Below are 24,441 nucleotides of genomic sequence, written 5' to 3' on the forward strand. Positions count from 1 at the left end.
TTATTCGTATTTGGCCAATATTTTTTCCAACGCCTTCATATCCATATGTAGATCTGTCCGTAAAAACGAGGCAATTTCATTGGTAAAGTTAGAGAACATGATTTTTTCGGAATTTGAAAATAATACCAATCCGAATTTTGCATCAGGATAAAAGATAGTGAAGGCCGTAAAATCGCCATTATTTCCCCCGTGGGAATACATCCAACCATTCGGGGTGTTTTTCATGCCAAAGGCGAGACCCCAATGCGTATTGCCCAGAACCGCCTTTTCATAGTCCCCTTCAGGAATTACGACCTGCTTCTTCAGTAGCTCTGCATATGATTCGTCAGAAATATGTGCACCTGAAATCATAGCACCAATGAAGCGTGCATAACTATCAATATCAGTATGTAGGTTATGGGCCGAACCAAATTCAGCAACACGAAAGTCAGATGGGCCATTTGATTCCTCTTTACCATTTTTATGCCCCCAGGCTTTATGTTTGGCTATATCTTCATTCCAGTCATAATATAGTCTTTCGGCCTTCAAGGGTATGGCAATATCTTGCTTGAAAATCTCAAAAAGTCCATCCCTATCCACATGGTTTACCTGTGCCAATGCACGAGCGAGATACTGAAAGCCTTCGCCTGAATAAGCATACGTGTCGCCCGGAGGAAAAATGAATTTTAAGGTATCGTTTTCCGATCTCCAATTCGGCAATCCCGTAGTATGTGACAGCACCGTACGAGCTGTTATCTTCCTATGGCGTTCATCATGTTGAATATCTTGATAATCCACATATTCATATAAGGGAGTATCAAGGGCTATCAAACCTTTATCCATTTGCTTCATAGCAAAATACGCAAATAGGGGTTTAGAAAGTGAAGCAGCCTCAAAAATGGTTTCTTTAGTGACTTTTTTTTGATTTTTAAGTGAGCTTACCCCAAATGTCTTACTATACACAATTTGATCTCCATTGAGTATCGCAATTCCTAACCCGGGCACCTCATATTGTGACAACTTTTTTTTAATAAATACATCGAAATCGGAAATATTTATTTCGGTTCCGTTCGGTACAAGTATCGTCTTTTTATGGGAGTCGCCACATGATACCACTAGGATACTGGTTATCAAAAAGAAAACTAAAAATCTTGTGGTCCCGTTATATTTCATTTCATAGTGATTGATTTCAGCGGTGTTTACTCTTTAATATATACTTTTCCATCCTTCATGACAAAAACTACATTGAATATGGTATCTGAAAAATCTTTCTCAAGGTCTCCCCTTACGGCAATAATATCGGCAAAAGCCCCTTTTTTGATAACCCCAATACGATTGGACATGTTCATAAATTTACTGGATAGGTATGTGGATGATCTCAGAATCTCAAGGGGTTCCATGCCTTCTTCTTGATACGCAACAAGGATGTTCTTAGCTGCCTCACCTTGCGGAATTTCAAAATCCATATAATTATCAGATCCTGTCAAAATGGTGACACCTGCTTTTATGGCCCTTTGCAAGCGGTCCCTTTTACGGCTTTGGTAACTGATTACTGCCTTTTCAAGATCTCCTTTAAAGTCTAGGAGTTCAAAGTACTTATAGAGTAGTTTTTTCGATATATCAGTAGGCACTAACGCAGTTCCCTTTTTAGCCATAAGGGTCAGTGTGGAGTCAGCAATAGCATAACCATGTTCAATGGCATCCACCCCAGCTGTGGTTGCTTCCCAAACGGCGATGTTGCTAGTTGCATGCGCCGTAACCTTTTTGTTGTAGCGGTTAGCCATTTTGACAATGGCCCTCATTTCATCGATGGTCAAGCTCGTGTTATTGGGCGTATTATTGGCACAGATTTTTATGATATCCGCCCCATAGTTTACGTTTTCCCTTACTGCATTAATCGCGTCATCTACATTTTTAATAATCCTGTATTCGTTGGATGTAATTTGATGGTGATGCTTGAGTATTCCCACAACCTGTCCACCTTCCGAAGAAATAATGGGGCCAGAAACGAACATGCGCGGTCCGACAACAGTTCCCTCGGTTATGGCCTGTTTTAAGGCAACATCTAAAAATTGTCCTGAATTACCTAAGTCCCTTACGGTAGTAAAACCACTTTCAAGAAATGATTTTGCCCTTTTCGCACCACGTAATGCCCTTAGGGCATCTCCTTGAAACAAAATTTCATTGGCAATAGGGTGTTTGTCCGTTACGGCTTCTGAATGTAAAAGATGTGTATGCCCGTCTATTAAACCCGGTAAAACGGTGTAAGAAGACAAATCAATGACCGATGTGTTTTCTGGAATGGGAATAGTAGTCCCAACTTCGAATATCGTATTATTTACGACTTTAATGATATGGTCACTTAATATCCTGCCTTTTTCAGAATCAAACAACCTTCCCGCTTTGATATACTTTATATCCTCCTTTTCTGCAGATTGTGCAAATACGAATCCTACGAAGCAAAGGCATAAGCAAGCAAACACTACAGATTTTTTCATGAAGCTATTGATAGTTTTTAATAAGTGCTTCTATTTTGATTTTCAGAAATTCAGCGTATGAATAAAACTATTTTCCAAAAGGAGGGGACTTCCAAAATGAGCATATTTCATTAAGCCAGAAATAGAGCACCCCAGAAAATCACGCCTTTATTCTATCCTTTTGCCTTCATATGATTTTACACCATACTGGTATAAAACCACATTGTCAAACGATTGGTTTCCGCCTTTTACGAATTCTACTTTCAATTCTTCATCTACCAGGAAGACCATTTCCGTTTGCGCCACTAATCTCACGGATTTCTGACCAGGGATGACCAAGTTGAGCTTTCCATTTTCAGCAACAATATTGAAAGTAACATTTTCCTTGATTTGAAAAGTACCTGTATAATTTTCTAAGTTCTCGACGGGCACGATATATTTTTCGGTCGGAACCATTTTTTTAGCCTTGATCTCAAAGATTTCCTTACCCTCATCAAGATAGGTCTCTACGACCTTTTGATATACCTTATAACCTTCGTTGGCATTGGTGAAAATGACCATTCCTTTTTTAGATTTAGGCAGTAGCACCGCGAAGGTCTTGATACCATTTTCATCACCCGAATGCATGATGACCGACTCTTTATTGGAAAGTTCAGGTATTACCTCCCATCCCAATCCGTAAAATAAGTTCTCTTTGACCTTGACCTGTGGTGAGGCCATATCTTCAAACACCGGTTTAGAAAAGGCCGCCCCATTGATTACGTAAGCACATACTTCCGTATAGTCTTTAATAGTAGTTAACAAGCCCGCGGCAGCATTTAATTCGGTTCTTGGGGCATATTCATACTCCCCAAAATTTTTGTCAAAAGGATAAACTACTTTTTTCATATCCCAATTCGACTGCCAGGTAAAGGCTATGTTAGTAAGTTCAAGCGGTTTAAAAAGCACCTCTTCGGCCAATTTTGGCAAATCTTCACCTAATTTGTTCTGCAAAGCCTTTCGCAGGTATTCATAGCCCTCACCCGAATACAGATATTGACTACCGGGTTCAAAATTGAATTTCAATTTCTTTGAGGGGCTCATATTTCTCCAGTTGACAAAACCTGACTGATGACTTAAGGCAAATCGAGCGCTCAACTTTTTGAGATTGTCATCTACCTTCAGGTCGGGGTCTAAGTGATATTTATACAGAGGTTCATCAAGCGATAACTTTCCTTGCGACACCAAATTAAGTACTACGGTGGCAAATATAGGTTTGGTAAGGGACGCTACCGTAAAAATACTCTGGTTATTTGCGGGCAACCCGATGCGCTGTTCTCCAAAAACCTTGGTGTATGTAACCTTTCCATTTTCAATAATGCCAATGGCAACGGCAGGAACTTTATGCTCTTCTTGCCATTTTGGCAATTTTTCTTCAAAATCGGAAGTAGTTCCACCTTGGCCAAAGGCACAAACGGTAAGTATTAGAAAAAGAAATTTTAAGTTTCTCATAGTATATGGGTATTTTGGGTTTATGGTTATTATTTTTTGCCTGACAATTGAGATTGGATGCTCCAATACATGTGTCGAAATATAGGTTTAGATTCCTTTGTATACCTCACGGGCCTACCTTTCTCGGCAGATAGCCTTACCCGAGGCAGTTTACCATGTGACGATAAATTTGGTGGGAAGGTTACAAGATTTTTCACACGCTTATAATTATTGGCGTTTTCTGCTGGGTTCAAGCCCATAAATGGAGTTGAATTTCTCGTCTGCAGCTATGACATAGCTTCCATTTACATCCAATCTTTTTATGACGCTAGTATTCATGTTAATCAAGGCCTGCGTCGCCCTAATAGGGTTACCATAAAATGAGATGTCCGTTAGACTTTTTAGACCATATAGTGGCCATAAATTGTCAATCTGATTGTGCGCCAACAAAGCCCATTTTAAGTGCTCCATATTAGATAAAGGCTCAATAGATTTGATGTTATTGCCCGCTAAGAACAATTTTCTAAGTTTTCTCAGGTTTTTTAAGACCTGAATATCGGCAATGTCGTTTTCCCGTAAGTCAAGCCATTCGATATTGGTCAGATTTTCAAGAAAACCCAAATCCGTCAAATTATTTTTACGAAGCACTAATACCCCAATACTTTTTAAGTTGGACAAAGGGCTAAAGTCTTCGATTTTTGTATCCATTAAGTTTAATTGAACCAATTTATGGAGCCCACTCATAGCTTGAATATCCGAGATGGGATTTTTTTCCAATATCAACACTTCCAATGATTCCAATCCCCTTACCGCTTCGATATTGGTGACCTTGTTATTCGGAATCCATATCCCTTCTAGCTTGGTCAGTTCTTTTAGGGGTGTGATATCTTCCAATTCATTGAACGCCATATTAAAATGTATCAGTTCTGTCCAGTTTTTGACAACTTCTATACTTTTGATATTATTGAAATTTCCTGAAATACCACTGAGCTTCTTTAAATTCGATAACGGACCAATAGTGGTAAGCTGATTTCTATCAAAAAGGAAGTGCTCAAGGTTAACAAGGTTTTCAAGGGCTTTTAATGACTTGATTTTATTACCGTTAATGACCAAGTTCTTAAGCTTGATCAAGCCTGACAGCGGACTTAAATCACTAATGGAATTGTTATCAAGCCTTAAAGAAGTAAGGTTTTTAGCATATTCCAATCCTTTTAAAGACTTGACCCCCCTCCCTACTGCTGAAAAACGGGTCAATGATTCTAAATCGGCCTTCGTGAGCGCCCCTGTTGGTTTATCAAAATGTTCTCGTATTGCGTGATCTAGGTAAAAATCCTCAATTACGACAATACTGTCATTATCTTGGGCAGCGGCCAGGGTAAAAAAAGCCAGTGTCAGGGTCGATACGATTATCTTTAAAATGTCCATAAGAGATAGTTATTATTGTTTCAAAATTCAATAACTCTAGCGGCTCTAAAAAAGAAATTGCCCTAAAAAAGGTTTCATCGTATACTATGAAACCTTTTTCTTATCGGAGACTTGGCCAATATATGTTTTTGGCGTTTGGGAAGTGAATTTATAAAAGGCCCTATAAAAGGTGGTTTTTGATTTAAAACCTGAATCAGCGGCAATTGATTCGATGGTAAAATTAGTGTATGCCCCGTTTTGTATTTTATCCTTCACCTCATCCACACGAAATTTATTGGCGAAGTCATTAAAGGTTACATTCAAATGGGTGTTCAGTAAGTTTGACAAAACGGCAGGGGTTACTTGAAGTTGTTTGGAAAAAGTGGACAACGAAAAATCTTTATTCAAATAGGGCTTTTCGGTTTCCATTTTATGAAGGATGTTTTTAAGCTGTCTTTCGATTACCGTTTTATCAAAGCCCATCTTAGTTGACCTAAAGGTAGAGTAGGTCACATACCCCACCAATGAAATAACATAAAGCAGTACGGCATTATATATCTTAACCGCCATAGTGAGCGAAAAACCCAACCAATCGTCTAAAGGCGAGCTCCTCCAATAGCCATAGATTCTGCCTATAAGGGTAGAGGTCAATTCAAAAAGGGCACCGGCGAAAAAGAATAAAAACAAATAAATCAACCAGTTGCGATACTTAAGATTGTCTTTCGAAAGTTGTACCCTGCCATTCTTTTTTAATTCTAGAAGCGATAGTGTCGTATAGGCGATTGCTTGGCATAAAAGCACAAAATAATATGCGGACTGCACCTCAAAATAAGCTAGCTTCGATAGTAAGTTCCCTTTATCTTGAATAGCAACAAATAAACTACCTACCCAAACGATGACATAGTACAAAGTAAAAATCACAGGGATTATGAAGTGCCCAATACGTTTACTATCTATCTTAAAATTGACTTTGCGTATCGATTCGAAATAGAGATATAACAACGGAAAAATGAAAATGACCAGATTTAAGGGGATGAATCTTAGATAATCATTCGTCTCAATAAGCCCGGTATTACCCAAAAAAGTAGGCACCAATGAAAGACCGGCCACAACTAAAATCAGCATTAGTAATTTGTTCTGGGGTTGCCGCCAGTCCCTATTCTTGAATATCAAAAACAGCATTATGGTACTTTGGAACAACCCGAAAAGAAGTAATGCCGCTGTAGGGGTAAAGCTCATATCATCAAATTCGTTTACTAAAATTTTAGCCTAACCGAAGGCAATCTACGGCCTAAAATTAGTGCATTGTAACATGGTTCGCAATCTCAACGCAAGACCTTAACGTTAAGATTTTTGACCAAGTACCTTCAAAAAAGCCACTTTTCATATTCTATTTCTAAGTTGTGGTGTAGTTGCGACCGAATTTCGCTTTTTGCACATGATTTATGGAAATACAAACTCATGGATGAATTGTAATACTTCGTAACCCCCTTCCACGAAATCTAAAAAAGATGTTGTTTCGGTTGATTCGGTTTGCGCAATACCTAAACTTCTTGAAAGTGTTGTCGTTCTATTTCGCCCCCATTTTCCCTAATCCAGTTATAAAGCTCTTTTTCGGTAGTTCTATCGTACTTCGTTACTTGGTGCTGATGCCTTATCAACTGGTCTAAAGAAATCTCATAGTATGATTCGACTATCTGGTTCTGATTTTCAGAAGAAACGAATAACCTCCATTGTATGGCACCACCTCGATAGCGTTTATTCCGTATGGCTTTTATTCTTTTTATGGTTTTTTCTTTTAGCGTATCACTTATGGAATATATAATGTTGACCATTACCCAACCTCCCTTATCATTGTCCCTTGAAATTGATAGTTCAGGCAGATCAGTGGCCATCGTAAAATTACCATCTTTGGCAAGATCCAATGGAAATACTATGGCAATGAAACCAATGACCGCACTTGCCAGACCTGCGCCATAAAGGGCATATTGCAAGGTGGTCTGATCAGCAAGCAACCCCCAAAGTGCGCTACCTATGCCCATACTACCTGACATTGCCATTAGAAAGTAAGCCATACCACGTGCGCCATACCATTTGGGCAATGCATATTGGGCCGATGTCATTATACTGGTAAACGCCATTTGCCAGCAGATTCCTGATATAAAGCATATTGCAATCGCAATATGAGGCGAGCCAACAAAGCCCAACAAGAACAAACAGATACCAAGTATCGAAGACACGAGTACGGTCAATTTATTCGCCCCCAATTTATTGGTGACATAACTGGAAAAGATCACACTACTTACCGCCCCAAATCCTGCTGCTCCCAGCAGGTAGCCATATAAATCGGCACCTCCGTTGAATTGCTCTTTGGCCACAAGGGGCATTAAGGCCCAAAGGGAAGCCGCCGGAAAGAAAAACAGCAATGCCCTGGTAATACTATGATAAAGGGCCGGTGTATATCGTAAAAAACGGATGGAATCGCCTACTGCCCATGTTAATCGTTGGTTTGGTAGTTTTTCTTCTTGTTCTTCCCTCTTCCAAAAAAGGATGACAAGTACTACGGCACCAAAAGATATGGCGTCTAACCAAAAAGGCATATCCAAGGCATAAAGCGTGATGAGGCTTCCCGCCAAGATAGGCCCCAAGGCCCGACTTAAATTATAGGCGATACCCGTTAGGTTGATAGCTGTCCTTAACTGTTCGCGCTTGACCAGCTGTGGGGTAAGTGCGGCAAGCACTGGTCTTGAGAACGCCGCCCCTACCCCATTAAGTAAGGTGAAAAGTAGTAGCAAGAATACCGTGGCCTTATCTAAATAAACGATATAGGCAAAGATTAAGGTATTCAAGATCAACAGGCTTTGGGAAATTATTACAATCCTTTTTTGATTGTAAATATCCCCAATGGCACCCGTCGGTAATGCCAAGATGAATAGTGGTATCAGCGTAGCTGTTTGCACCAGCGAAACCATAAATGCCGAAGAGTCAAGCTCGGTCATTAACCAGCTAGAACCCACGGCAAATAACCATGTGCCCGTATTCGAGATAAAAGTCGCTATTACGAATAACAGGAAAAAAGTATTCTTGTAGGGACTGGAAGATTTCTTTGAACCCATATGGCTTACGTTGGTATGTTTAAATTCAGGATAGTTCGGGAGCACTTAGGTCTTCACCCTCACGTGGTAAATCGTATTGGATCCATTCACTGTTGAGGTGGATATCAAGGGAATCTAGACGACCTGGGCCTACATTCTTATAGGTATGGGGTATGTTCGCCGGCCCGAAAACGACCGCTCCTTCTTCTGCAATAAATTTTTTCTCCCCCACGGTAAATTCTGCGCGACCTTCAAGTATATGGAATACCTCATCATAGGGATGAACATGCATATTTGGCCCCTCACCTATTCCATCAACACTATATCGAATCGATACGCAATTGTACCCATATTCATGGCCTTCCAATGCCCCTTTCGGGGGATTCTCTTTTCTGATCCACTCTTCTTTAGAAACCAATACTGGTGCTACTCTTGATTCTTTTGGCATTTTTCTACTTTGATTTAATCCGTTCTTAGATCCAATTTTTTAAACGGAAAGGTTAACGTTTTAATCACTACTTGTAAAACGAGCAGGATATCAACTCGTTTTTGATTGGTCTTTATAGACCTTAAAAGTTCAAAATACCGGTTTTTGACCTGACGTCAGAACGTAATCCAATTAAAAGCTAACTGATATGGAATATGTATATTGGAAAGTGCTATCAATTTTCAAAAAATCATGTTCCTTCGAATAGTGCGATATGTCATGGTTCGACATTCATATTATCAAATGTAGTCGCCATTTAGAAAAGTAGCGTAGATGAGATTTCGTGAACCAAACCTCTACCCATATGACAATGCATGGTTATTTACATGCTTGGAGTGAACCCTAATCGGATTTTTTACTTAAAAGCAAAGTATTATGTTACGGTTTCGAAGATTCAGAACAACAAAGTAATTCTATTTTAAAAGTCAAAAATCAAGAATCGTGTTTATTGTTTTTTTGAGAAATCCTCTTCAAGAAACGATGTGGCTCTTGCAAAAGGTGAAAAATCTTAGGCGGAATACGGTTCCACGAATTTCACTATTTTAGATATCATGATTTTCAACCAACACCAAATTCCGAAAAATTTAGAACGCTATGTAGCCGCACTGCTTTATCACAAAGATTATTTTCCGGAACATAAAAAGGACAAATACCTTCCGGACGGCACCATTAATATCATTTTCGAACTCACGGGTAATCCAAAGTTCATATACCACAACAACACGGGCGAAATTTCCCAAACGTGCAGCGATGTTTGGTTTTCAGGTGTATTGAAAGATTACATTACCATAAGCAGTCACCATGAAGAGATGATGGTACTCGTCTTTAAACCGGGGGCGGGATTCCCCCTCATACACGGTTCAGTGGCGTTCTATACCAATCGCGTAGTACCCGCAGAAGAAATTTTTGGGCCAACTATTTTGAACTTACTTCAAGAACTCAAGCAACCCACACCAGCCGAAGAAAAGTTTAGGGCCATTGAAAAATGGTTGGACCGGCAACTGAACGCAGATGATTTTTATCTTGAGGTCATGCGCTATGCGATTGAAGCCATTGAAAATTCGCCGACACAAATCAATTTGAGTAAACTTTCAGAAAAATTGGGGTATTCCCAAAAACAATTTATCCAGCTTTTTAAAAAGTATGTGGGCCTGACACCGAAACAATTCCACCGTATTGTGCGTTTCAACGAAATACTGGCGGCTGTAGAAAACAAGGAAACCATTTCTTGGACCATGGTTGCCGCTGACTGTGGTTATTTTGACCAAGCGCACTTTATAAAAGATTTTCAGTCGTTCTCGGGCATCAACCCAAAAAAATACCTGAGTGATATCGAAGACTATCCCAATTTTCTACCGGTAAAATGAACGATAGCGCTATTCAAATAAACCAAGGGGTAAATTTTTTACAATTTTAAGAACAGTAGTTCCTACTTCTTTGTGGCGTATTAATCTGTTCACTAAACCAAAAATTATGGAAACAATGTACATCAACCATCTCGCCGTCTTTTGCTGCGCGGTATTGAACTTAGTCGTGGGTGCGCTATGGTATAGCCCAGCGCTTTTTTACAAGGCCTGGAAAAAAGAGAACCACCTGACCGATGCCGATTTTGAAAATACCAATATGGGTAAACTTTACGGTATTAGCTTTGTGCTTGCGCTCATCATGTCGTATAATATGGCCTTCTTTCTGGGGGACGCCAATACCGATTGGATTTGGGGAACGTCCGCAGGCTTTTTCACGGGTTTTGGGTTTTGCGCCATGATCTTTACGGCGATTGCCCTATTTGAGAAAAAGTCGTGGCGGTATATTTTTATCAACAGCGGATACATCATAATTTATTATACCCTTATCGGATTCGTTTTGGGAATCTGGAGGTAAAACCTAAAAAATGAAAAATACAATATACTCATTAAGTTTAGTCTTTGTAGCCTTAGGTTGCCAAGCGCAACAAAAGATAGCCTATAATGTGCTCGAAGATGCCGCTGCTCAAGATTATGAAATATACGTAATGGACGCAGATGGCAAGAACACAAAGAATATCACCAATTCAAAATCGGTCGATTGGGTCTATTACAGTTATGGCGAGAAGCTTTATTTTCTATCGGATAGAGGGGAATGTTTTCGATGCCTATACCTCTATGAAATGGATGACGAAGGAAATGACGTTCGAAAAATAACCGACTTCAAACTGGCGGATAGTTGGTTGGGTAGCCGAGCGAACGGCACGCAATTCATCGTTAAACCTGCAGCGTCGGATAGCACGGTTTTTTATATCATCGACCTCAAGGGTACTATTCTTGAAAAGGTACCTATTGACCTTGCGTACGCAAACGACCCTACTTTTTCACCTGATGGTGACCGTATTGTTTTTCGTGGCAGTACCGTGTCGTCACCTCGTCAACCGGGTTTCACCGATGCCCTATACGTACTGGATCTGAAATCGAGTGAAATGGAAAAAATCACTGCGCATCAAGATGAAGGTGCAGGCAAACAATGGACAGGTTATTTGGCCGCCGCTCCCCGATGGCGGGCAGACAACAAGATTTCTTTCGCTTCTAAAAGAGCTGATAATTATGATATTTATAGTATGAACCCCGATGGCACCGAAATGACATCAGTAACCCCCTTAAGCAACAATCAGGTCTACCACGATTGGAACCAAAAGGGCGAACTTATCTTTGAGGCCTCTATGAACAACCAATCGGGGTACGAACTCTATAAGCGCACCGTTGATGGCAAGGTCATTCAATTGACCGATGATGACGTGGAACAGTACGCACCCGTATTTGTCAAATCAAAATAACCCATTATGGAAACTGCCGGATATTCAAAAACACCATTGGCTAAAAAATTGGGTATTAAAGAAGGTTTTGTAGTACTCTTCGTCAATGAACCGGATCACTACATGAGCCTTTTCAGCGATTTCCCCAACGATGTGGAACAAGGTAAAAAGCTGAATAGTGAGACCTATGACCTCATCCATATTTTTGTCCGCCACCATTCAGAACTTGAACGCCTGGTGCAAATGGTAAAGCCGACGTTGAAGAAAATTGGAATCCTTTGGGTAAGTTGGCCGAAAGGGGCGTCAAAAATCCCTACCGATTTAAAACGCGAACCGATTAGGGAACACTTGCTTAAAACAGGATTGGTCGATATCAAGGTCTGTGCGGTCGACAATGACTGGTCTGGGCTCAAATTCATGTATCGCAAAGAAAATAGGTAAGGCCATCTTATTGTTTCGAACAAAATTTTTGATAAAAGCCGTAACTGTTTAGACATACAAAAAGGTCACCTGAACCTACCCCTAAAATAGGATTCCGTTATTTAAGAAGGTTTGTACATAATAGTTGGGGCAAGAATCAAACCTCAAACTATTGAGGCCATGGCACGCTACAAATTAGCATGGAACAATACAGGTATTTAGTTGCGCCTATTTTTTCCCTGTTTCTATTTCTAGTATTTCCCTACCGTAGCTCCCCAGGTATTGTATCAGTAGATCTTCATAAATTTTATAACCATCGTCCACATTGGTGAAAATCAAAATTCCTTGTTTGGTTTTAGGAAAAATAAAAAAAATGGTCTGTACACCCTTATCAGCTCCCCCATGGGACATTGCAAAATTACCATCCTTGAAATCATACTTTTCAAACCCCAGTCCAAAATGCTTTCCTTTTTGGGATTGGACTTGGTTCGATTGCATTTCTTCAACCAGCTCTTGAGACAATCCGTATCCATTTAGAACAGCGGTCAAAAATGTGCCGTACTCCTCAACGGTCGTAAGCAGGTCATCGGCTGCATTGGCATTGGTCCTCTTATGGGTTTCATAAACTTCCCCGTTTTGAGCAATTCCAGGGGCCAAGCGTTGTTCGTGCATGGTATCGTCCCAAATGAACCGGGTATCGACCATACCTAGTGGCTCAAAAATTAATTCGGTCGCCAACTGATCAAGGGGTTTTTTGAACTTGTTTTCCAATACCATCCTCAAATATTCGAAACCTTCGCCAGAATATTGATATGCAGTGCCTGGCATAAATTGAAATTTCAATGTTTTGTCCCGCCAATTCGGAAAACCGGTCTGATGGCTGAGTATATGTCTGGTCGTCAAGAGCCTATGCCTTTTATCATCTTTTAAATCTGGATCGACCCAATAGTGGTAGACAGGTTCATCTAAATCCAATTTATTCGCACTTGCCAACATCAGGGCGATATAGGCCGTAATAGGCTTGGTCAGGGAAGCAACGTTGAATATGGTATTAAGGGGTGCTTTCTTTTTTTTGTTCAGGTCACCGATTACTTTGATTTCTTCTAATTCACCGTTATTGATTATCCCAAGTCCGAGAATGGGAATCTTATGTTCCCGCAACCAGTTTTTGAGTTCCGATGGTCTGTATAAATCAATAGGCGTTTCGGCCCGTTCATTTGTGTGATTGTAACTTAGGCTTCGTTTTAGTTTCCAATCAGCGTTCTCCGATATCCAGAGATGCGTGAAGTCTGCCGAACTTGCAAACCGCTGCTCTTTATCATTTATCGTTTCAAAAAAGTGGTGTACCCCCGTTTGAATGGCACCATACAGATTTTCATTGGCATAAAGCGGGTAAATCTTGGTAGTGTTTTTCGATAGTACCCTTGTTGATTGATACTGTTCGGGTGATTTACACAATCCATTTCTAAGGGCATTTAAAAATTCCGCTTTGTCCTGTATGCCTCCCTTGTCATGGAAAAATTCAAAATCGGCCATCAAAATATGTTCAAACTGACCTATATCACAAGAATTAAAGCCTACTTGGAATAGCAGACTGTCTTTGCGCATAATACTTTTAAATAATTCGGTTTGTTCCGTTACTTGGGCTTTCAAGCTAAATGCAGTTAGAAAGCATACGGTTATAGCAATAAATTTAAGTCTCATAAAGTAATTGGTCACTAAATTGGTTAGGCAGTCTGAAGCAAGTGGTCTTACTCACTTTGTTGATTAGCACACTAGACTTATTCTATAATTGGTACAATCGATAGTATTTCGTAAGACGGCGAAAGGTACTAATTGTTACTTTCTATTTGAAAAAAATAAGTGCTGAGTGCAAATTGTTGCTTCTTATCTGTAAAAAGGGTAGTCAACCACCAAAACTAAATGTCTCAAATTTGTGACATTTTAAAAATTACGTTATTTTCGTACCCATGCTTACCGAAACAAGATCCCGAATCATAGCATCGGCTATCGAAGTTTTTAATGAAGATTATTCCGCTCCGCTACAGAAAGTAGCCGATAATGCCCATGTTACAAGAAGGACGCTACATCGGCACTTTAAAGACCGAAATGAATTGGTCGCTGTTTGCGAACGTGAAATGGAAGTTAGCTGTAAAAAGGCCATGATCACCGCAATCAACTCTTCCAATGAATCTTTGATGCAATTAAAGAATATGCTGTTGGCGGGTATCGATTGTGGGGCCAAGTATTCTTTCTTCCATAAATTGCACCAACGTGAAGGACATACGCATACGAAGAAAAATAAAGATTGTGCAGATTATGATTTCATATATAACAGTTTTACGAACATCGTTACAGAGTTACAAAAAAGTGGTGTTATCAACGAAAAGATGACTGTTCAGTGGATTCAAAACTTACACGCTGGAATCATTAATAGTACAGTAAATGTGAGTGATACCGGTAAAACATCAAAATCCAATATCAAAAATTTTGCTTGGAATTCCTTTATAAAAGGAATCGCACCTTAAAAAAATTTAAACCTATATGTCTCAAAAATGTGACATATTTAATAAAAACTATGAAACGTAATGATTGAAACCTTAGAATAAAACATAAAAAGTTGTTCCATAAATCCAATGGATTTAAAACACCTACAAATAGGAGTCCTGAATTCCAAATATACAGTGGTACTGATTTAAATGGTGATGGAATTCTAAAAGGATATGGTAATTCTACAGAAGAAGCCATTAATGATCTACACCAAAGTTTACTCTGAGAACACAATGGGAAACCGAAGAAAATTTATAAAACAAAGTTTATTTGCGTCATCGGTAGTTATGCTACCCTTGCCGTTATCGGCTCTTAAAAAACTGGATATTATGACAAAAGAAACAAAATTTGATGTACTGATTATAGGCGGTAGTTATACAGGTCTCTCTGCAGCAATGGCTTTAGGAAGGTCACTTAGAAATGTACTTATCATCGATGCGGGAAATCCTTGCAACGAGCAAACCCCACATTCACATAACTTTATTACCCAAGATGGTGCTACCCCCGCATCTATCTCAGCTAAAGCAAAAGAACAGGTTTTGGAATATCCAACGGTACAGTTTTTAAAGGATTTTGCAGTTCAAGGAAAAAAAATAGAAAATGGTTTTGAAATTACAACGCAATCCTGTCAATCTTTTCAGGGCAGAAAACTCATCTTCGCTACTGGTATAAAGGATATTCTACCCAAAATAGATGGCTTTGCCGAATGCTGGGGAATCACCGCAGTACATTGTCCCTATTGCCACGGTTATGAAGTGCGAAAAGTTAAAACCGGGATTCTCGCCAACGGGGAGGCTGCTTTCGAGACCGCAAAATTGATTTCAAACTGGACTGAAGAGCTATCCATTTACACCAACGGAAAATCAGAATTGAATAAGGACCAGCTTAAGGAACTCAGCAAAAACAATATCCTTGTAATTGAAAAGCCAATCGCTTCTATTGAGCATACGGATGGTCATATTGAAAAACTAAAATTTAAGGATGGTACTATGGAAACCCTAAAGGCACTCTATGCACGAGTACCTTTTAAACAGCATTCAGCTATTCCTGAAACATTGGGATGTGAACTAGACGAGAACGGATATATCGAAGTGGATATGTTTCAAAAAACATCGGTTCCTGGTGTATTTGCCTGTGGGGACAACACAACTTTTATACGTTCGGTTGCCCAAGCGGTCTATGCAGGCAATGTTGCGGCTTCAAGTTTAAACAAAGAACTTATTGAAAGGGATTGGATTGCGTGAATACTAAAACGTAGTCAGCATTCCATACCTGCCCTGCCCAAAGCTATATTACCGCGGGATAGGTATTGATTGACCAATCGCTTGTATCGAGAACAGTCACTAGTTTTCAATTTTCAAAATGATACGCTCCAATAGCTTATTCAAACTGTCTGGATTCTCAAGCATTGGGTAATGGCAAGTGCCGTCCATATGGTGCAATTCGTAATTTTCACCCAAGTATTTTTTGAAAGGTTCCTCATTGGTGGGCGTATAGTTTACGTGAATGGAATATAACTTCAATTTCAGCCTTTTCAATAGCGCTACCGCTCTTTTGGGGTAGTCAAACCCGTTTTGCAATAAAGGAATACCGACCTCAGCATCCATTTGATTATAATCCGCAAGTAATCTGGACACAATTTTCGGTTCCGTGGCATCGGTCAATAAGGCATGTTTGGCAAATTGCACACAAGTATGCTCAAAATCAGCGTGCAATCCCTGAACTATTTGGCTGACCGCTTCTCTTGGCAATTCCATTCCCACATTTTTCATATGATCGATTTCAATTAAACCGCTAATATGCGCAGTACTGACCGTAACGGTCTCTAACATAACATCAGCGCCGAAAGAGTGCCCTATGATAATTACGCCATGCAGATGCAATGCTTCAATGAACGTACCAATGTCCTTTCCAAATCTTTGTCCGGTCCACTCCCCTATGTTATGGGTAGATGCCCCATGACCAGGTAGGTCAACCGCTATTACCCGGTATTTTCTTGAAAAATACGACAACTGCCCAATCCAATATTCCTTTTTAATAAATGCACCGTGAAGAAATAACAATGTCGTATTTCCTTTCCCCGTATCGTAATATGCCAAGCTTTCGCCATTGATATCGATTGTTTTTGTTTTGTTCATATATTCGATATTGTTCATTTATGAATAAATATTCACTAAATGGTGAAAAAAATTTATTTTTTAATGGCATTCCAACATAGGGCGAACGATTCATCTATGGCCCGTTCACTAAGATGGCCCTTGCGGTCGTTTACAAGATGCGTTGAAAAACTTCGTATAAAACCAATCATCAAGGCAATAAGCATATTGCTTTCCACATCTTTGATCAAATTTTTTGACTTCCCTTCTTCCAGCAGCTGTTTCAGGTAGTTCTTGAATTCCGTATCTATTTTTTTATTGGCCTCTGATATGTATGGCGAAATAATGAACTGTTCTAAGAAAACGATTCTCAGGTTATTCCCTACCAACCTTTTGAGGGCAATACTCCACATTTTATATAACTGGACATTGATTTCAAGATGGGTGATATCACGCACGATTGCAGGGGCACTTTCTTTCTGTAATTTAAAGTATAGGGCATTCAACAACTCTTCTTTGTTCTCAAAATAGATATAGAGCGTACCGGTCGCTATGGATGCCTCTTTAGCGATGTTTGACATCTTCAAACCAGCGATTCCCACCTGTCCGGTAAGGCGAAGGGTCGCTTCAAAAATTTGTTCAAGACGTTTATTCTTTAAATCAGGCATGCTCAAATATATGAATAATTATTCATAATTGGATTTTGAATGATTAAATCAAGATGATTCAAAGCCGTATTCTAACCTGCCTGGAATTTTAAACGATGCCCAATATCGAGGATAGGGCCGATGCCAATCCCAAAAAACTGAGAAAACCACAGATATCGGTTACCGTTGTAAGAATAATTGATGATGATGTTGCAGGATCTTGTCCTATTGCTTTCAATCCGATAGGTATGACCGCCCCCGCAAATCCGGCAATGACCATGGAAAGAATCATAGATATGCCTATAACCACCGCAATACCTAAGGAACCTGACCAGAAAAAAACGACGACACCGGTAGTTATAGCGACCGCTACGCCATTTATAAAACCAACCATCAGTTCTTTTTTTGCGACGCGCAGCCATTGCCCGATTCGAATCTCTTTCAAGGCCAAACCCCTAATGGTAACGGCCAAGGCCTGTGAACCCGTATTGCCCGATTGACCTGCAACAACGGGCAGGAATATGGCCAGAATAGTGATTTTTGCAATTGTATCCTCAAAAAAACCAACGACCATTGAAGCGAGAAATGCGGTCGCTAAATTGATTTGGAGCCAAGGTAGCCGTTTGCGTACGGCAAATGAGGTCTTAGAAAGCGCATGCTCTTCTTTACCGGCACCGAACATCGTTTGTAAGTCGCCACTTGCCTCTTCGCGCGAGGCCGCAAGTACGGTGTCATTTCTTATGATACCAAGCAAATGATTGTGGATGTCCACAACAGGAATCTGCAAAAGGGAATGTAATTGGATTTCGTTTACCACTTCCTCCCTAGTAGCCATAGCTTGTACACTGTATGCTTGATACATCAGTTCATCAAGCTGTTGTTCAGGCTTAGCGATGGCAATATAATTTACAGGAACCCTACCTATAAGCTTATCTTCGTCATCAACAACATAAACCGTAAGAATCCTTCTATCCCCAAGTTGTCGCAGCTTGGTCAGTACGGCCCCTACCGTATCTTCTTTAGAACAGCTGAATAAATTGGTTTCCATTAGGAAGCCGGCGGTATTTTCACTGTAATCCAGAAAATCCTTGATTTCACGTGAGGTGACTTTAGGAAGCAATGTCAGTTTTTTGTCAACGGCATCGCGATTCAGTCTTGATAGCACTCGCGCGGCCCTATGGGTATCGGTTTTAGTGAAGATTTTTTTAAACATTTCATCGTTCATCACAGTAAAAACATCAACGATGACATGCGTAGAAAGTTCAAAAAATACCTGTTGTGCGGTAGTCTTGGCGGCAGTTTCAAGAAACGAGAGTAACCCTTCATGACCTACATTTTCTAGGTCAGCAGCAATCTCCCGTGGTGTTTTGGATAAAAATTCGTTATTCAACATGGCTATGATAGTTCTTGACCACTAGTTGGTTCATCTTTTTGTATATGGCCCAGATGACCGACTTTTCGGATGGTCTTTTGAATAAAAATGTTATTGGGCAAGGTTATCTCTTCATCAGAGGGAAACAATTTTATTTTGGTAAAAAATAGCCCTATGTTCAAAACTTCACCACTAATCTCATAATCTTTGGTTTCCATTATGGATATGGCATCGCCAATTTTTACCGAATGCCCGAAAAAGATAATGATACTTGAGGTGATATTTGATAATAATGACCATTGCGCAAAAAAGGCAACGCCTACAATGGTCAACAATGAACCAACAAAAACCGCCAATTCAGATTGTTTTACGCCCCAGATGACCATTAAAATGGTCAAGCCAACCAAAAACAAAATAAAGTGGATGGCCCTTTTTATAAGTTGGATCCTCGATTTTTGGACTACTTTGTCCGTAATGGTCTTGTTGATGAGCCTATTCGTAATGATTCGAATAACCACGAAAATGGTTATCACGACTATTGATTCTATAATTTTAGTGTAATAAGGTTCCATTGGTCTTGAGTTGAATTATATAATCGGTTTCTAAAGTTAAAAAGGTTGCTACTTATATTTTCTTTGGGCTTGGTATGGTTATCCATCAATATCCTAAAAAATCCCTACGACCAGGGCCGTAGGGATTTGGTACTTTAGGTAACCCACTACTCAGTCTTTATTAAAGGCCACTTTACCACTTTCCATATCGTATAAGGCGGAAACAATCATTATTTTTCCCTCATCCTCCATTTTTGCCATGGTAGGTGATTGCTCCCTTATATTCTGTACCGTGCGCATCGCATTATTATTGATTACAAGATTCGTAAAGCCCGCATTTTTAGTGGTACGCTCGCCCTCATATTCAGTTTCTTTGACCGCAGGCTGAATCTCGTCAATAAGGTCGGCAAGTGAATTCATACCCAATGCTTTCGCGTCGACCTCGTCAATTGTCGATTTTACCGCTCCACAGGCCGTATGCCCCATAACGATGACCAATTTAGAACCGGCAACGGCTGTGGCATATTCCATGGAACCTACAATATCCTCATTTTCTATGTTTCCTGCTACCCGTGCTACGAAAATATCACCAATGCCCAGGTCGAATACATCTTCAACAGGCACCCTACTGTCTACGCATGATAGAACGATAGCCTTCGGAAATTGACCGATCATAGCTTTTCTGCGCTGTTCAGAGTGGTCTCGTTGGGTAAGGTTATTATTGATGAAATTTTCGTTTCCTTTTTTTAGCCTTCCAACAATTTCCTGAGGTGTCAATTCAGCTTGCTCCTCGGCGGTCAATATACTTTTGACCACCCTTTCTTCAACCAGTTCCTTTTGATTATCGAGGGTTACTGGTGCAGTGGTCTTGGTTTCTTGACAAGAGGTTAAAAATACTACCGTTGATAGCGCAACTAATCGTAATGTAAGCTTTCTCATTTATTTAGATATTAAAGTTTAAAAATTAAAAAGTATGGTGCAGGCTAAACTGCAATTGTCCTTTCTGCCAGTCTACGGTGGTCTGTTCCATCCATCCCAGCTGCAACCGCAGATTTTTCTTGATAGCGTACCCCAGCCCCAAATAGGTTCTATTTCGGTCAAAGAATTGAACCGTTCGCCCGTTCCCTATTTGCCGTTCCCCATTGATGAAAATCTCATTATAGAAAGCGAAATATGGTGTCCCTTTGTCCAATGAAGTGCCTTTGAAGGGGATATTCACAAAAAGATTGTAACGGTATCGTGTTCTGAAATCCTGTGCTTCGACCCACCTTTGTTCATAGCGAAACCTATGGGTCAACAACAGTCTATTCAATAAGGTATTTGAAAACAACGCTTCTTGATAAATTCTGTTTTCCGATACCGGATTGTCTACCTCCGTGCCGAACTGCCCCGTAGTGACGTTGGCAAACCCCAAGGTAAACTTTACATCAGAACCCTTTGGGGTATAGGTAAGACCCGAACGCAATAACAATTGTTCTCGGTCACCTAGCCCACGCCAGTCACGATACTGTATGTCACCTTGAACCCCCCAATTTGATTCTTTGAAGGTAGTGCTGAAAAAATACATGTACCATGCACCCAATTGATTCTCATCAGGACCTTGGGCATTCGCATTGATGACACCTAGCACGAAAAGTAAAATGAACAGATAGCGTTTTTGCATTTTGTCTAACTTATGTAAATTTTTATGAAACAAAAGTAGTGCCCATTTCTGATTGCCCCACTATACTTAACAAATATTTAATAGTAATACAATCAAAAAAAAAAGTTTTACTTTTGATTATGCATCTACCCTATATCGCCGTTCCAATCCGGTATCTACCGAAATTCAAAACCACCTTCATTATAAGACAGCTGTTTTTTTTAGGTTACCGAATCCGTAACCTATTTCCTCGTTTTTACTGTCCGGACAACAAGGTACCTGATGTTAAATAGCTATTTTTGTAGGATTCCGTAGGTATATGTTGGGCAGTTTTCCATGATATGCTTTCGTATTTTAATTAAAGAACCTTTTTTGAGTTTGGACCATTTTTCCACTTTAAAAGACTATTGCAAAGGCATCAATATTCCGCCGCCGAAATTAAAGGGGTTTGACATTCGTAGTTTCGAGGAAAATATGAAGACCGTACACCACAAGATGGCTCCCTTTAAGCACGAATTCTATGCCATTGCCATAAAGCTAGATGGGGGTGGATATGCCAAAACGGGCAATTACAGTACGGCGGACAAAAAAGCGACCTTATTTTTTAATTCACCCTACCAAATACTTCAATGGGACATTGCGCCAGATTGGAAAGGCTTCTACATCATTTTTTCCGAAGATTTTTATCGCGGGCCCCTTTCCAGAAAACGTATCACAGAGCAATTCCCATATCTCTTGATAGACAATACCGTTCCTATGGATATTGATGAGGAAGATGCGCTGGCATTTGCCAAAGTTTTTGAGGATATTTATAAGGAACACCAATCGTATAAGGCAAATGCCGAAGAAATCATAAGGCATTACGTGCATATTGCCTTACACAAGGTAGCGCGTCTATATGACTATTCAAAAGATAAGCTCGAAGTCACCACTTCGCAAAGATCCCTGGATCTACATATCGTAAGCAGGTTCAAATCGCTACTTGAATTGGCGTTCCATCCCGGTCAAAGCTATTCTGAAACCTACCCCAACCAAGTACAGCATTATGCCAATAAGCTGAATCTACATCCCAATCATTTTAACGCCATCGTGAAACGCATCACCGATAATGCCGCTTCTGAGATCATATACGGCCATATTTTGAATCTTGCCAAATCCAAGCTTTCCAATTCCGATAAAAGCGTTAAGGAAATTGCTTTTGAGTTGTATTACAACTATCCCAATCACTTTGCAAACTTCTTTAAAAGTAGAATGAAAATGACGCCTTCACAGTATCGAAAGTCCCTTTAAAACCTGAAAACAGCCTTATTTTTCGTCCTTATTTGAATTCCGTACTTCCTACTATGAATTCCGTAGCTAGGTAGCCTTCTCATGCCCGTAGTTTTGTTGTATCAAAATTAAAGAACTATAAAAACGACTGTTATGGCCTTCTATTCTTTCTCATATAAAAATGCGCAAAGTGCCGATACCATCTTGAACAACCTTTATGCTCAAGGTTTGCCTACACGTCAAAATGAAATATTAAAATTTAAAATCAATAATGCTATGAAAAAATTAGGAATCGCAGCTGCCCTTCTAGTAACACTGGTGGCCTGTAAAAACGGAAATCAAGAAAACAACACTACAACCACAACAGCTATGAATACTTTAGAATTAAATGCCGTTACCCAAGAAAGGGAAACGATACAAAATGTTGCCGAAACGCTATTTAAGGAAACGGACAAAAGAAACTGGAACGCTGTTCAAGCTATTATGACAGATTCAGTCTATGTAGATTATACATCCTTAGGCGGTGATGCTGGTTTCAAAACCCCAGAAACCATTGTTACAGGTTGGCAACAGGTCTTACCAGGTTTTGAAAGAACGGTACACCAAGTGCATAATTTTGCCATTTGGCCTGTTGGCGACCGTGCCACAGCAACTTTTGATGGCATTGCCACACATTATTTAGACCGTAAAGAATGGACGGTCTTTGTAGGGTACGACACCGAATACATTAAAGAAAACGGGCAATGGAAACTCGCTCGTATCGATGCATCTTTATATAGCCAGTCAGGCGACACTTCGTTACCACTTACAGCTATACAACGTGTTACCGATGGTGCCGTTACGGCTTTCGCAAAAGCGGACACCAATAAAACAGCAATAATCGATGGTTTTTTTGAAGCCTTGGAAAAGCGAAAACTTGAAAATGTTCTGGCCTCTTTTACCAATGATGCCAGACAAGAAATGCCACTTTCGCCAGAAAATTTTCCAAAAACACTCAACGGAATTACTGAAATTAAAAATCAATATTCAGGTGTAATGAACTATGTTCAAAACTATGAAGTTGAGCATTTTTCCACTCAAAACCCAAATGTATATATCACCAAATATGCAGGCACTATAACCACGCAGCAAGGCAAGCCGTATAACAATAGTTATGTAGGCATCTTTACCATAGAAGGCGATAAAATTTCAAATTTTGTAGAGTATTTTAATCCCAATATTCTAGTGAACAGTTGGCCTGGACTTCAACCAGCACATTATTCAATGCACAAAGCGGGGGCCAGTACCGATAGCGGCGTACAACTTCAAGAAGTAAGCTTTAACAGTAATGGTGTGAATCTAAAGGGGCATCTCTTCTTACCGCCGAATTTTGATAAGTCAAAGCGCTATCCGGCCTCAATAGTGACCGGCAGTTGGACCAGTATTAAAGAACAAATGCCAGATGAATACGCAAGCGTAATGGCAAAAGATGGATTCATTACATTGACCTTTGATTTTACAGGATTTGGAGAAAGTGAAGGACAGCCTAGACAAGTAGAGGATCATCGATTAAAGATTGCGGATATCAAAGCTGCCGTGGACTATTTGGAAACACACCCTAATATGGCAATGGACGAGCTTTCTGCCCTAGGCGTATGCGCAAGCTCAGGATATATGGCCCACGCCACCGCCCAAGACAACCGAATCAAAAAGTTAGTCTTGGTAGCCCCTTGGTTGCACAATCCGGAAATAGCAAAGAACATTTACGACATGCGACCCGGTGGTACCGAAGGGTTGTTGCTGGCCGCTCAAGAAGCCAAGGAAAAATATGCCGAAACCGGGGAAATGAGCTATGTATTGGCCGCCAGTGAGCTTGACCCATTAAGTGCAATGTATGTACCTGAAAATGTATTTGATTATTACTTAGATCCTTCAAAAGCAGCTGGTCAATTGTATGACAATCGCTTTGCGGTAAGTAGTTGGGAACCTTGGTTAACCTTTGATGGCATTACTATAGGGCAAGAAATTTCGCAGCCCGTATTCATAGTGCATAGTGAAAGTGGCGCCGTACCCCAGGGCACCAAAGATTTCTACGAATTATTGAAAGGGGAAAAAGATATCGTCTGGTTAAATCAATTCAACCAACAACAACTTTACTTCGAAAAAGAAGCGGTAAACGCAGCAATGGATGAAGTAATAAATTACTTAAGATAAAAAA

Annotated in this window: 22 protein-coding genes; 8 read left to right on the plus strand and 14 right to left on the minus strand. The window is 40.0% G+C overall.

The window, feature by feature from the left end; all coding sequences use genetic code 11:
- The 7 genes from AACM45_RS07690 to AACM45_RS07720 form a co-directional block, all read right to left on the minus strand.
- Entirely contained in the window at positions 1 to 1,152 is a 1,152-nt protein-coding gene (locus tag AACM45_RS07690; protein ID WP_339141825.1) for a serine hydrolase domain-containing protein, read from the minus strand.
- A gap of 26 nt (positions 1,153 to 1,178) precedes the next feature.
- Positions 1,179 to 2,477, minus strand: coding sequence for a metal-dependent hydrolase family protein (locus AACM45_RS07695; protein WP_339141826.1), 1,299 nt, complete (start codon positions 2,475 to 2,477; stop codon positions 1,179 to 1,181).
- Between the two features lie 147 nt (positions 2,478 to 2,624).
- Positions 2,625 to 3,947 (minus strand): serine hydrolase domain-containing protein, encoded by a 1,323-nt coding sequence (locus AACM45_RS07700; protein WP_339141827.1) that lies wholly within the window; start codon positions 3,945 to 3,947, stop codon positions 2,625 to 2,627.
- A gap of 207 nt (positions 3,948 to 4,154) precedes the next feature.
- The gene (locus AACM45_RS07705) at positions 4,155 to 5,351 is read right to left on the minus strand and encodes a leucine-rich repeat domain-containing protein (RefSeq protein ID WP_339141828.1); all 1,197 of its coding nucleotides are present in this window, start codon (positions 5,349 to 5,351) and stop codon (positions 4,155 to 4,157) included.
- Positions 5,352 to 5,435: 84 nt separating this feature from the next.
- A complete protein-coding gene (locus AACM45_RS07710; RefSeq protein ID WP_339141830.1) occupies positions 5,436 to 6,569 on the minus strand; it encodes a helix-turn-helix domain-containing protein in 1,134 nt (377 codons plus the stop codon).
- Positions 6,570 to 6,874: 305 nt separating this feature from the next.
- Positions 6,875 to 8,446: an MFS transporter gene (locus AACM45_RS07715; RefSeq protein ID WP_339141831.1), complete on the minus strand. Its 1,572-nt coding sequence runs from the start codon at positions 8,444 to 8,446 to the stop codon at positions 6,875 to 6,877.
- Positions 8,447 to 8,471: 25 nt separating this feature from the next.
- Positions 8,472 to 8,873: a cupin domain-containing protein gene (locus AACM45_RS07720; RefSeq protein ID WP_339141832.1), complete on the minus strand. Its 402-nt coding sequence runs from the start codon at positions 8,871 to 8,873 to the stop codon at positions 8,472 to 8,474.
- A 590-nt stretch (positions 8,874 to 9,463) separates the two neighbouring features.
- Here AACM45_RS07720 and AACM45_RS07725 point away from each other — a divergent pair.
- The 4 genes from AACM45_RS07725 (at position 9,464) to AACM45_RS07740 (ending at position 12,138) form a co-directional block, all read left to right on the plus strand.
- A complete protein-coding gene (locus tag AACM45_RS07725; protein WP_339141833.1) occupies positions 9,464 to 10,279 on the plus strand; it encodes a helix-turn-helix transcriptional regulator in 816 nt (271 codons plus the stop codon).
- 106 nt (positions 10,280 to 10,385) lie between these two features.
- A complete protein-coding gene (locus AACM45_RS07730; protein WP_339141834.1) occupies positions 10,386 to 10,793 on the plus strand; it encodes a DUF1761 domain-containing protein in 408 nt (135 codons plus the stop codon).
- 10 nt (positions 10,794 to 10,803) lie between these two features.
- A complete protein-coding gene (locus tag AACM45_RS07735) occupies positions 10,804 to 11,718 on the plus strand; it encodes a TolB family protein (RefSeq protein ID WP_339141836.1) in 915 nt (304 codons plus the stop codon).
- Between the two features lie 6 nt (positions 11,719 to 11,724).
- Entirely contained in the window at positions 11,725 to 12,138 is a 414-nt protein-coding gene (locus AACM45_RS07740; protein ID WP_339141837.1) for a DUF3052 domain-containing protein, read from the plus strand.
- 207 nt (positions 12,139 to 12,345) lie between these two features.
- Here AACM45_RS07740 and AACM45_RS07745 read toward each other — a convergent pair whose 3' ends face one another.
- Entirely contained in the window at positions 12,346 to 13,770 is a 1,425-nt protein-coding gene (locus AACM45_RS07745; RefSeq protein WP_339141838.1) for a serine hydrolase, read from the minus strand.
- A gap of 317 nt (positions 13,771 to 14,087) precedes the next feature.
- On the opposite strand from AACM45_RS07745, the gene AACM45_RS07750 reads away from it, so the two are divergent.
- Both AACM45_RS07750 and AACM45_RS07755 read left to right on the plus strand, forming a co-directional pair.
- Positions 14,088 to 14,645 carry a TetR/AcrR family transcriptional regulator gene (locus AACM45_RS07750; RefSeq protein ID WP_339141839.1) on the plus strand — a complete coding sequence of 186 codons (558 nt, stop codon included), beginning with the start codon at positions 14,088 to 14,090 and terminating at the stop codon, positions 14,643 to 14,645.
- A 351-nt stretch (positions 14,646 to 14,996) separates the two neighbouring features.
- Positions 14,997 to 15,911, plus strand: coding sequence for an NAD(P)/FAD-dependent oxidoreductase (locus AACM45_RS07755; RefSeq protein ID WP_339141841.1), 915 nt, complete (start codon positions 14,997 to 14,999; stop codon positions 15,909 to 15,911).
- Positions 15,912 to 16,010: 99 nt separating this feature from the next.
- On the opposite strand, the gene AACM45_RS07760 is transcribed toward AACM45_RS07755, so the two are convergent.
- From AACM45_RS07760 to AACM45_RS07785, 6 genes are all read right to left on the minus strand, one after another.
- Positions 16,011 to 16,805, minus strand: a complete 795-nt coding sequence (locus AACM45_RS07760; protein ID WP_339141843.1) for an alpha/beta fold hydrolase — start codon at positions 16,803 to 16,805, stop codon at positions 16,011 to 16,013.
- A 53-nt stretch (positions 16,806 to 16,858) separates the two neighbouring features.
- Positions 16,859 to 17,431 carry a TetR/AcrR family transcriptional regulator gene (locus AACM45_RS07765; RefSeq protein WP_339141844.1) on the minus strand — a complete coding sequence of 191 codons (573 nt, stop codon included), beginning with the start codon at positions 17,429 to 17,431 and terminating at the stop codon, positions 16,859 to 16,861.
- Positions 17,432 to 17,519: 88 nt separating this feature from the next.
- Complete coding sequence (mgtE, locus tag AACM45_RS07770; protein WP_339141845.1) at positions 17,520 to 18,803, minus strand: magnesium transporter; 1,284 nt, start codon at positions 18,801 to 18,803, stop codon at positions 17,520 to 17,522.
- 2 nt (positions 18,804 to 18,805) lie between these two features.
- Positions 18,806 to 19,354 carry a mechanosensitive ion channel domain-containing protein gene (locus AACM45_RS07775; protein WP_339141846.1) on the minus strand — a complete coding sequence of 183 codons (549 nt, stop codon included), beginning with the start codon at positions 19,352 to 19,354 and terminating at the stop codon, positions 18,806 to 18,808.
- A 150-nt stretch (positions 19,355 to 19,504) separates the two neighbouring features.
- Entirely contained in the window at positions 19,505 to 20,272 is a 768-nt protein-coding gene (locus AACM45_RS07780) for a carbonic anhydrase family protein (RefSeq protein ID WP_339141847.1), read from the minus strand.
- 25 nt (positions 20,273 to 20,297) lie between these two features.
- Entirely contained in the window at positions 20,298 to 20,996 is a 699-nt protein-coding gene (locus AACM45_RS07785; protein ID WP_339141848.1) for a DUF2490 domain-containing protein, read from the minus strand.
- A gap of 351 nt (positions 20,997 to 21,347) precedes the next feature.
- On the opposite strand from AACM45_RS07785, the gene AACM45_RS07790 reads away from it, so the two are divergent.
- Together AACM45_RS07790 and AACM45_RS07795 are read left to right on the plus strand one after the other, a co-directional pair.
- Positions 21,348 to 22,265, plus strand: coding sequence for an AraC family transcriptional regulator (locus AACM45_RS07790; RefSeq protein WP_339141849.1), 918 nt, complete (start codon positions 21,348 to 21,350; stop codon positions 22,263 to 22,265).
- 132 nt (positions 22,266 to 22,397) lie between these two features.
- Positions 22,398 to 24,437 carry a nuclear transport factor 2 family protein gene (locus AACM45_RS07795; protein WP_339141851.1) on the plus strand — a complete coding sequence of 680 codons (2,040 nt, stop codon included), beginning with the start codon at positions 22,398 to 22,400 and terminating at the stop codon, positions 24,435 to 24,437.
- Positions 24,438 to 24,441 lie beyond the last annotated feature (4 nt).

The sequence above is a fragment of the Croceitalea sp. MTPC5 genome (assembly GCF_036985505.1).
Taxonomy (GTDB): domain Bacteria; phylum Bacteroidota; class Bacteroidia; order Flavobacteriales; family Flavobacteriaceae; genus Croceitalea.